The organism is Peribacillus sp. (assembly GCF_059453735.1).
The window spans coordinates 1-10,396 of record NZ_JAZVJO010000119.1; the positions used below are offsets into that span (position 1 = coordinate 1).

A 10,396-nucleotide genomic window follows, 5' to 3' on the forward strand; every position below is an offset into this window, starting at 1 on the left:
TGTTTTTGATATCGGGACCTGAACTGGTTAAATCATGTTGTATGAATGGGGTGTCTGGTTCATTTCCAGCTCCAAATGCAAGCCCGATAGAGGTTCTAGATGAGTGGATGGGGGTCATCAGCAGTAGTTTAGCAGAAGCGAAATTAAAGGATCCAACTAAAAAAATTGCTCCATGGTCCATGAATATGGTGGTTCACAGCACTTACAGCCGTCTTCAAGAAGAGTTAGAGCTGGTTAAGAAGCATCAACCACCAATCGTTTTAACTTCACTTGGTTCGCCAAAACAAGTTGTGGAAATTGTACATAGTTATGGCGGTTTAGTATTTTCTGATGTAAGCAGTATTCCGTTTGCTAAAAAAGCAGCTGAAGCAGGCGTCGATGGATTGATTCTCGTTGCAGCGGGTGCAGGGGGCCATGCCGGAGAGTTGAATGGATTTGCATTTGTAGACAGTGTTCGTACATTCTGGGATGGGATTATTCTCCTTGCGGGTTCAATATCTACAGGAAAAGGAATTCTAGCAGCCCAAGCGGCTGGTGCGGATCTTGCCTATATGGGGACTCGCTTTATTGTGGCAGAAGAAAGTAATGCTGTAGATGCCTACCGCGAAATGCTCGTAACATCAGGACCTGAAGATATAGTCCTAACCGATGCTTTTTCAGGTGTTAACTGTAATATGCTAAAACCGAGCATTCTAAACAATGGACTCGATCCAGAACAACTAGTCAAGAAGGAAAAAGTTAATTTTGACGGTATGGCTAAAAAATCAGATGCAAAAGCTTGGAAAGATATCTGGTCTGCTGGTCATGGTGTAGGAGCCATTGAAAAAATCGATTCGGTTGAAGGCATAGTAAAAACACTTCAACAAGAATATAACGAGGCTTTAATAAAATTAAATGAAAATGCTGCCAAAATTAAAACTAGTGTTTCTCAGTAAATATGTTAAATGGACATTTAAGATGTCCATTTTTTTATTCGTTCGGAGCCGCAATTTCTACCTTTATTCGATCAGGATCCTCGAAGAATACAGCATAATGATTCGGTCCGCCAGCAAAAGGAAACCTTTCTTCATATAAAAGAGGAATCCCTTTTTCTTTAATTTTTGTGAACAATTCATTAACATGCTCCCTAGACTCACCATGAAAAGCTAGATGATTAAGCCCAATTCGTCCTCGATGGTATCCGCTGTCTATAAAACGAACATCCGTTTGAACAAATACTAGATATGAGTTTCCTTGTTTCCAACTGAATCCGGACTCCCATTCTTGAAAAAGCTCATAATTTAATTCGGTTAAAAGCCATCCCCAAAACTCAGCTGATTTTTTAAGATTGGAAACATTTATTTCAATATGATGCAGCATGGCTATCGCTCTCCTTTTAGGAGATTATACCATATACAGCTGAATCAAAAGAGTGATGAGATGCTAGAATAAGCTTAATATCAGGTTCTCATCTCTTATAAAAAGTAGAAAATATACCAAAAAAGAACTGGCATAATATCTTACATAATCAATCCAGTTTGCTGATTCGCGCGAATTTACTTTATATACGGAATGTTATTGTTACGACTGTACCGTATCATTTGAAAAAATGAGTGGGAAGATTTACCCTACGTTCCTTAGGGAAATGGCTTTTTGCCTTTAGGAAGTTTGGTTTGTACCACAAACTGGGAATAAAAGAAGGCAACTAATAATTCAGGAGGAATGGATGATGGACTTAAAGACAGGGAAAATGTTTTGGAGTGATACATATAAGGATGCACCTAACTATCCGGAGCTTACCGAGAATATTGATTGTGATGTGTGTATTGTGGGAAGTGGATCATCAGGCGCTCATTGTGCTTACTTTCTAGCTGAAAAAGGCCTGAATGTCGTCCTTGTTGATAAACGGGATATTGGAGCAGGCAGCACGATGGCAAATACGGGATTGCTACAATATACAAATGATAAAACATTAACGTCATATATACATAGTTTTGGAGAAAAGGCAGGAGTACGTCATGTCCAATTATGTTTAGAGGCTATGAAAATATTAGAACATACAGTGATTCCAAGTTTGGATGGCGATTCAGATTTTCGAAAAAGACAAAGTCTTTATTTTGCGTCCAGTAAAGAAGACGTGCCAATGTTGAAGGAAGAATACCAAACTCTAAAAAAATACGGATTCCCGGTTGACTATTATACACAGGAAGACATCGCTGATACGTTTTCTTTTTCAAAGCCTGCAGGACTTGTGACAAATAACGATGCAGAAATTAATCCCTTTAAGCATGCACACAATTTGATACAATATGCAGCCAATAAAGGCGTTCGCGTATATGGCCATACAAACATTAATGGGAAAATCCTTAAAAACGATCATACCGAACTGTTTACGAGTAATGGCTGTTCCATTAAAGCGAAGTATGTGATATTTGCGACAGGGTACGAGGCACAGGAAGAAGTAAACGAGCAAAATGCAAAGGTCGTAAGCTCTTATGCCATAGCAACCAATCCTGTAGCGAATCTGACAAATTGGAAAGAAGCGATGATGATTTGGGAAACCGCTCGTCCCTATCTCTATGCTCGTCAAACGGTAGACAATCGCATAATAATTGGCGGTCTTGACGAACAAACAAGATATAGTGAAAAACGTGACTCCATGATCATTCATAAACGGGATGAATTACTAGATAAGTTGGTGGGATTATTTCCTGAACTAGCAGGCCAAGTTAAAGCAGACTATTATTGGGGGGCATCCTTTGGTGAGACCCATGACGGATTGCCCACAATAGGTATGTATCCAGATTATCCAAATTGTTATTTTTTATTAGGGTATGGCGGGAATGGAACGGTTTATAGTGTGATATTATCGCAGATTATCACTGATTTAATTCTAAAAGGGACACATCCAGATCTTGATATATATCTTAAAGAACGCTCTTTTATAACAGGGACTGCTTAAATAGATGTGACTAAATGCTATGCTCTGATCATTCAGTTTGTAGACAAAAGAGGTTCGGAATGGTTTTATTCCGAACCTCTTTTGCATTTTTCGGAACAAATAGACCTTTTACTTTTAAGTTTAGAAAGTCAGTTGATTTTCGTTACAGGCGTGAAGACGCCCGCGGAAAGCGAAGCGCCCGGAATGGAAATCAACATCTCGATTTTAAAGATCTCACCCGAGTTTGTTTACAGCTAAATGCTCAGAGGCTAAGCTCTGAGCATTTTTTAGTCAATGATAAATCTAATTTTGCTCTGATTTTTTCACCAATTAGGTGGGTGTTTTACTGAAGTAATGAAACTTACACTTAAGAAAGGCATATACAGAATGGAGGATTAAAATGAAATTTAGTAATGGAAACTGGTTAAATAAAGAAGGCTATACGCTCGAACACCCAATGGAATTATACGATGTCGAGAAAAAGGAAAGAAGTCTCACTGTTTATGCTCCTTTTACGCCCATTATACATAGAGGTAAAACATTAGACGGAGGAATGATGACCGTTGAATTATCATCCCCTTTGGAGGATGTCATTTGTGTAAAGCTGTCACATCATACTGGAGGGATTGAGAGAGGGCCCCATTTTGAGCTTCATAAAGAAGAAGTACCTATACAAATTGAAGAAAATGATGAAAAACTATTCTTCTCGAGCGGAAATCTTCACGCGGCTTTCCATAAGAAAGGCGAATGGAAACTTGATTTTTATAATGAAGATAAGCAATTAGCAAGCAGTAGAGATATGGGAATGAGTTATATTGTGACCGATCAAAAGGAAGTCTTTATGCGTGAACAGCTTTCCTTGGATGTGGGTGAATTAATTTATGGGTTGGGTGAACGGTTTACCTCATTTGTAAAAAATGGTCAAACCATTGATATCTGGAATGAAGACGGTGGAACAGGAAGTGAACAGGCTTATAAAAATATCCCCTTCTATCTGAGTAATAAAGGGTATGGTGTGTTTGTTAATCACCCTGAACGAGTTTCCTTTGAGGTTGGCTCAGAAAAAGTATCAAAGGTGCAATTCAGCGTGGAAGGCGAAAGTTTAGAATACTACATTATAAATGGTCCTGAACCGAAGCAGGTTTTAGAAAAGTATACGGCATTGACTGGAAAACCAAGTCTCCCGCCTGCATGGACATTTGGTTTATGGCTAAGCACCTCGTTTACCACAAATTATGATGAAGAAACGGTAACCAAATTTATAAAAGGAATGGAAGACAGAGATATTCCATTAGATGTTTTTCATTTTGATTGTTTTTGGATGAAGGAATTTGAATGGTGTAATTTTCAGTGGGATGACCGGGTATTTCCAGAACCGGAAAAAATGCTGATGAGACTAAAAGAAAAAGGCTTAAAAATCTGTTTATGGATCAATCCGTATATTGCACAGAAGTCACCGCTGTTTAAAGAAGCAAGTGACAAGGGATATCTTCTCAAAAAGACAGACGGAAGTGTATGGCAATGGGATAAATGGCAGGCTGGTTTAGGGATCGTAGATTTCACAAACCCGGAAGCGAGCAGCTGGTTCGAAGACAAATTAGAGAGTCTGATAGATATGGGAGTCGATTCTTTTAAAACGGACTTTGGTGAGAGAATTCCGACTGATGTCTGTTATTATGATGGATCTGATCCTAAGAAAATGCATAATTATTATGCCTATTTATATAACAAAGTCGTTTTTGATTTATTAGAAAAGAAGCTAGGTAAAGGACAAGCGGCCCTATTTGCTCGGTCGGCATCAGTCGGCAGTCAGAAGCTTCCTGTTCACTGGGGCGGGGATTGCTGGGGAACGTATCCTTCCATGGCTGAATCATTACGCGGCGGGTTATCGTTTGGTTTATCAGGATTTAGTTTTTGGAGTCATGATATTGCTGGATTTGAACAAGGAGCCACTCCAGATCTATACAAACGCTGGACGCAATTTGGTTTATTGTCTTCTCATAGTCGTTATCATGGCAATACAGAATATAAGGTTCCATGGCTTTATGATGAAGAAGCCGTCGATGTTACGCGCGTGTTTACAAAATTAAAAAATAGCTTAATGCCTTATTTATACCGCATCGCCTGTGAATCTACGATGACAGGGGTACCGATGATGAGAGCAATGGTACTAGAATTCAATGAGGATGAAACCTGTCATTACTTGGATAGACAGTATATGCTTGGCGATTCATTATTAGCGGCTCCCATTTTTAATGACCAAGGCATCGTAAAATACTATCTTCCTAAAGGGAAATGGACGAATTTCTTAACCAATCAAGTAGTTGAGGGAGAAAAATGGCATACAGAGGAACATGGCTATCTGACACTGCCATTGATGGCTAAAGAAAATTCCATTATTTCGGTCGGGTCGGTAGAAAGCACGGCTGACTATGATTATCTTTCTGACGTTACTTTTCATGTTTTTGAATTAGCAGATGGTTCTCTTATATCTACAGATTTATATAGTAATAAAGGAATAAAAACAGGCTGGGCAGAAGCTAAGCGAGAAGGGGATACAATCGTATTCAAAGTGAGTGAGACGGTGAAAAATTATTCTGTTTTATTAAGAAATATCACAAAAGCATCGGTGAGCAGCGGAACGACAGAAGTAACGAATGAGGGGATTGTCCTTAAGACAGATAAAAATATCGTTGAGATTACTCTCTAATGAAGGATAGTAAGCGCTTTCTATTAGATAAGGAGGAAACCTGAATGATTCATGAAAAAATAAAAAAAATTGCCTTTGGAGGAGATTATAATCCAGAGCAGTGGCCTAAGGAAATTTGGAAAGAGGATATGCGGATTACGAAGCTTGCGGATATCGATATTATGACGATTAATGTCTTCGCGTGGGCGATGCTGCAACCTGATGAAGACACGTATGATTTTAGCCTGCTCGATCAAGTAATGGATATGTTGGAACAAGAACAGATAAATGTTTGTCTCGGCACAAGTACGGCCGTTCATCCGGCCTGGATGGCAGCCAAATATGAGGATGTTCTTCGGGTTGACTTTGATGGAAGGAAGCGGAAATTTGGCTTGCGGCATAACTCCTGTCCTAATAGTCCGACCTTTCAAAAGTATTCAACGAAATTAGCAGAAAAACTGGCAGAACGTTATCAAAATCACCCAGCTCTTGTGCTATGGCATGTCTCGAACGAATATGGCGGGGATTGCTATTGTGATAATTGTGAAAAAGCTTTTCGCGTTTGGCTGCAGAATAAATACCAAACGTTAGCGGAGCTAAATCGAGTATGGAATACTTCATTTTGGGGCCATACCTTCTATGATTGGGATGAAATCGTCCTTCCCAATAATTTAAGCGAACATTTAGGCAGCTATGATTACACCGCGTTTCAAGGGATTTCACTGGATTACCGCCGGTTTAATTCAGATAGTATGCTAGAATGCTACAAAATGGAGTATAATGCCTTGAAAAAATTCACTCCTGACGTATTAGTAACCACTAATTTAATGGGTGCTTACAAACAATTAGATTATCAAAAATGGGCGAAATATATGGATATTATCTCTTGGGACAGCTACCCATCGGTAGATTCTCAAATCAGCCAAGAGGCGATGAAGCATGATTTAATGCGCGGTTTAAAACAAGGTGATCCGTTCATGTTAATGGAGCAAACACCAAGTGTAACAAACTGGCAGCCTTATAATGCCTTAAAGAGACCTGGTGTGATGCGGCTTTGGAGTTACCAAGCCGTTGCTAGGGGAGCAGATACAATTATGTTCTTTCAAATTCGCCGATCCATTGGTGCCTGCGAAAAGTTTCATGGAGCGGTCATTGATCATGTCGGTCATGAGCATACAAGAGTATTTAGAGAATGTGCTGCACTCGGCCATGAGTTGACGATTCTGGGGGATCAGATTATCAATTCGCGTATTCAGGCAAAAGCAGCGATTGTGTTTGATTGGGACAATTGGTGGGCGGTAGAGTTATCAAGCGGACCGAGCCGGGATTTGAATTATTTTAATGAGGTATCGAAATATTACCAAGCTTTTTATGAACAAAATATTCAGGTGGATATGATTGGTGTGGATGATCCGATTGATCAATATTTACTAGTCATCGCTCCTGTTCTGTACATGACAAAAGATGGCTTTGCACAAAAGATAGAAGACTATACAGCTGCAGGAGGAACGTTTGTCACCACGTTTTTTAGTGGGATTGTTGATGAACATGACCTTGTGATTACAGGGGGGTATCCTGGTCATCTAAGAAAAGTTTTAGGTATTTGGGTAGAAGAGATTGATGCTCTGCCGCCCGGACAAAGCAATGAAATACTAATGCAGGAAAACAGCGGGTTAGGCAATAAGCGTTATTCTTGTTCGTTACTTTGTGATCTTCTCCATGCTGAAGGGGCGGAAGTAATGGCAGTGTATGGACAAGATTTTTATCAAGGTACACCGTGCGTGACTAGACATACCTTTGGCAAAGGAAGTGCCTGGTATATTGCTTCAAGTCCAGAGCAGTCTTTCTTAGATGATTATATTCGCTCTATTTGCGCGGAAAGCGGTATTCAACCAGTATTAGGTACGGCTGTACCCAAGGGAGTTGAAGTGACGAAAAGAATAAAAAATGATCAGGAACTCATCTTTATTTTAAACCATAATGAAAAGGAACAAAGAATTGAATTAGATGAAGAATATATCGATTTAGTAACGAAAAAACACTATCAATATGCCTTGGAGATAGCAGCTAAAGATGTCCGAATACTTGTGACAAAATAGGTACCGATTGAGGTGAGAGGGTATGTATGCGAAACATGGTGCGTACAGTACGGAACCGGCGGAAATCTGGGAATACGGCAATGTAACGGGAAATGGAGAAATGGGTGCCATGCATTTTGGCCTGCCTCACAAAGAAAAGGTAGTCGTGAATCATGCTGAATTATTTTTACCAGCAGATGCTAAACAGGATATGCCTGATATGTCCGATTGTTTGGCGGAAGTGCGTCGAATCAGCCGGAACGAGGGCTATCTTGCTTCGCATGAATTTTTCATCAAAAAAGGAGAAGAACGCGGTCATACCATCGTCGATACAGATTCCTTTCATCCAGGCTTTTTTCTTGAAATTGATCAAGTGCCTGTCGGTACAATCGAAGACTATTTTCGAAGTGTCGATTTTTCAACAGGGGAAATCATCTCCACATGGAGAGAGGGAAACGTTGAGTGTAAACGAAAACTGTTCGCTTCCAGGCCGGACAAGATGATTGTTATGTCTATTACTAGTAATGAGCCGATGCCGTTAGTAGCTTTAAGAATGGAAGAGATTAATCATCCTGGTATGGAAGTCTCAATCAAGTATGAAAACGACATGATTATAAGCAGACATTTATATACGAAAGGTCCAGGTGGGTATGATAGTTTTGTCAAAATCAGTCCTATCGAGGGTGAACTAGTGACTGAACCAAACCAGATGACTGTTTCTGGTGCGAATGAAATCCTGGTGTTGATGAAAATCGTCCCGTTTGCTGAAGGCATCCAACCATCTACGGAAAACTTTGAAGAACTAGACGGTGATTATGAGACATTGATAGCCGCTCATATAAACGTACACGGCGAGCTTTTTCATAGAGTTTCCTTGGATTTGGACGGTGGTGAGAAGCGAAGCTGGAGTACGGATGAATTGTTAGCTGCTGTTCAAAACGAAAAGGAAGTATCAATGGGTCTGGTAGAAAAGCTATATGACGCAGGCAGGTATATGTTTATTTCGAGTACGGGGCTAAGACCTCCCAACCTTCAGGGGATATGGACAGGAACCTGGAATCCTTCCTGGTCTTCAGATTACACTCTGGATACCAATTTGCAGTTGGCAATGGCTTCGGTATTCAGTGGGAATATGATGGAAGGAATGAAACCATTTGTTACCTTGATAGAATCGTTTCTAGAAGACTTTCGTTATAATGCACGTATGCTTTTTGGCTGTAGAGGGATTTTATCTGGAATCCGTGCTTCAACTAGTGGAAAACATTTGCATTGGGGAGATTCCAGCTGGGGGAATCGGGAATGTGATACCTTTTTCGGAGCTTTTTGGACGTGTGGTGCGGGGTGGTTGGCACATTGGTTTTACGATTATTACCTATATACAGGAGATCAGGCGTTCCTAAAGGAGCATACCGTCCCTTTGTTAAGAGAAGTGGTACAGTTTTATGAAGATTTCCTTTATGAGGACCAAGAGGGCAGGTATATGTTTAACCCCTCTTATTCAGCTGAAAATGGGATAGCGGCCAATAGTACACAGGATATTGCTGTTGCAAAAGAAGTGTTAACGCATTTAATCGATTCATGTCAGTTGCTTGGGATCGAAGAGAAGTCCATTCCAAAATGGAGGAATATGATTGAAAAACTCCCGCCTTATTTGATCAATGAAGAAGGAGCCTTAAAGGAATGGTCGGTAGGGGATCATGAGGATAATTATAACCACCGCCATTTTTCTCATCTCTATCCTCTTTTCCAAAGCTATGAATTTACGAAAGAGAAAACACCAAAAATGTGGGAGGCATCAAGTATTGCTCTGCAGAAAAAAATGGAACATTGGCTTTATAATCCGAATACCGATACTTCTTCACACGGACGAATGCATGCTGGACTAGCAGCCGCCAGACTGGGAATGGGTGATACGGTATGGGATATTTTACGGATGATGGCAGCCGGCGGAGCAATCTACCCCAGTCTCATGACCGCTCATTATGATGAATATAATGTCTTTAATGTAGATGCAAACGGTAGTATCCCGGAGTTAATTCACAATTTATTACTCTTTTCTTTACCGGGAAGAATTGAACTTTTACCTGCACTTCCGACAGTTGTCACGCGAGGGAAAATAACAGGTACACGTTGCCGGGGGCAAATCTATGTTAATTCCTTTGAGTGGGACCTCGAGAAACGACACATCGAACTTACAATCACATCGGGAATTAATCAGGAAATAGTCATTCTTCTCTCTAGGAATAAGGAAGAATGGAGGTTACTAAGTGAATTAAACCAACCTAATGAATGGCGGGTGGCATTAACAGCAGGAGAACCTTTTTCTTTAAGATGGAAATAGGATGAGAGTTACATAGAGGGAGGAGTTCATAATGGAATTAGGCAATATGATGGGCGGTTTTTACAAAGCATCGGTTTGGGTTTTACGTTTGTTGCTAACCAATTTAATTTGGCTGCTATTTAATTTCCCAATCGTTCTAGTGGGGATGAATTTCTTATCGGCTGATCTTTCTGATTTACTTGTGCTGACCATAACGATCGCTGTATTAGCTCCTTTCATCTTATTTCCAGCCACAACCGCTTTGTTTGGGGTGGTAAGAAAATGGGTGATGGGGGATGCAGAAGTTCCGATTTTCTCAACTTTTTTAACCTGTTATAAAGAGAATTATTTGAGAAGTGTGCTTGGCGGAGTCGTATTTGGCTTAGTAT

Annotated in this window: 7 protein-coding genes and 1 pseudogene; 7 read left to right on the plus strand and 1 reads right to left on the minus strand. The window is 40.2% G+C overall.

Annotation, left to right across the window (positions count from 1 at the left end; translation table 11 throughout):
- Window positions 1–935 (plus strand): NAD(P)H-dependent flavin oxidoreductase (locus AC52RT_RS03960; RefSeq protein ID WP_495539548.1); only part of this gene is annotated, 935 nt, incomplete at its 5' end.
- Window positions 936–969: 34 nt separating this feature from the next.
- On the opposite strand, the gene AC52RT_RS03965 is transcribed toward AC52RT_RS03960, so the two are convergent.
- Window positions 970–1,359, minus strand: coding sequence for a VOC family protein (locus AC52RT_RS03965; RefSeq protein WP_495539549.1), 390 nt, complete (start codon window positions 1,357–1,359; stop codon window positions 970–972).
- A 113-nt stretch (window positions 1,360–1,472) separates the two neighbouring features.
- Here AC52RT_RS03965 and AC52RT_RS03970 point away from each other — a divergent pair.
- The 6 genes and pseudogenes from AC52RT_RS03970 to AC52RT_RS03995 form a co-directional block, all read left to right on the plus strand.
- Window positions 1,473–1,592 (plus strand): annotated as a pseudogene (locus AC52RT_RS03970) (hypothetical protein); the annotation flags it as partial.
- Between the two features lie 116 nt (window positions 1,593–1,708).
- On the plus strand, window positions 1,709–2,941 hold the full coding sequence (locus AC52RT_RS03975) for an NAD(P)/FAD-dependent oxidoreductase (protein WP_495539550.1): 1,233 nt from the start codon (window positions 1,709–1,711) through the stop codon (window positions 2,939–2,941).
- Between the two features lie 379 nt (window positions 2,942–3,320).
- Window positions 3,321–5,630, plus strand: a complete 2,310-nt coding sequence (yicI, locus tag AC52RT_RS03980) for an alpha-xylosidase (protein WP_495539551.1) — start codon at window positions 3,321–3,323, stop codon at window positions 5,628–5,630.
- Between the two features lie 44 nt (window positions 5,631–5,674).
- A complete protein-coding gene (locus AC52RT_RS03985; RefSeq protein ID WP_495539552.1) occupies window positions 5,675–7,708 on the plus strand; it encodes a beta-galactosidase in 2,034 nt (677 codons plus the stop codon).
- A gap of 22 nt (window positions 7,709–7,730) precedes the next feature.
- Entirely contained in the window at window positions 7,731–10,028 is a 2,298-nt protein-coding gene (locus tag AC52RT_RS03990) for a glycosyl hydrolase family 95 catalytic domain-containing protein (RefSeq protein WP_495539553.1), read from the plus strand.
- A gap of 31 nt (window positions 10,029–10,059) precedes the next feature.
- Window positions 10,060–10,396, plus strand: a 337-nt coding sequence (locus AC52RT_RS03995) for a YesL family protein (protein ID WP_495539554.1), incomplete at its 3' end; no start/stop codon positions are given.

Coding starts and splice junctions, on each gene's coding strand:
- AC52RT_RS03985 (WP_495539552.1), top strand. CDS start 5,675: ATGATTCATGAAAAAATAAAAAAAATTGCCTTTGGAGGAGATTATAAT.
- AC52RT_RS03990 (WP_495539553.1), top strand. CDS start 7,731: ATGTATGCGAAACATGGTGCGTACAGTACGGAACCGGCGGAAATCTGG.
- AC52RT_RS03965 (WP_495539549.1), bottom strand. CDS start 1,359: ATGCTGCATCATATTGAAATAAATGTTTCCAATCTTAAAAAATCAGCT.
- AC52RT_RS03975 (WP_495539550.1), top strand. CDS start 1,709: ATGGACTTAAAGACAGGGAAAATGTTTTGGAGTGATACATATAAGGAT.
- yicI (WP_495539551.1), top strand. CDS start 3,321: ATGAAATTTAGTAATGGAAACTGGTTAAATAAAGAAGGCTATACGCTC.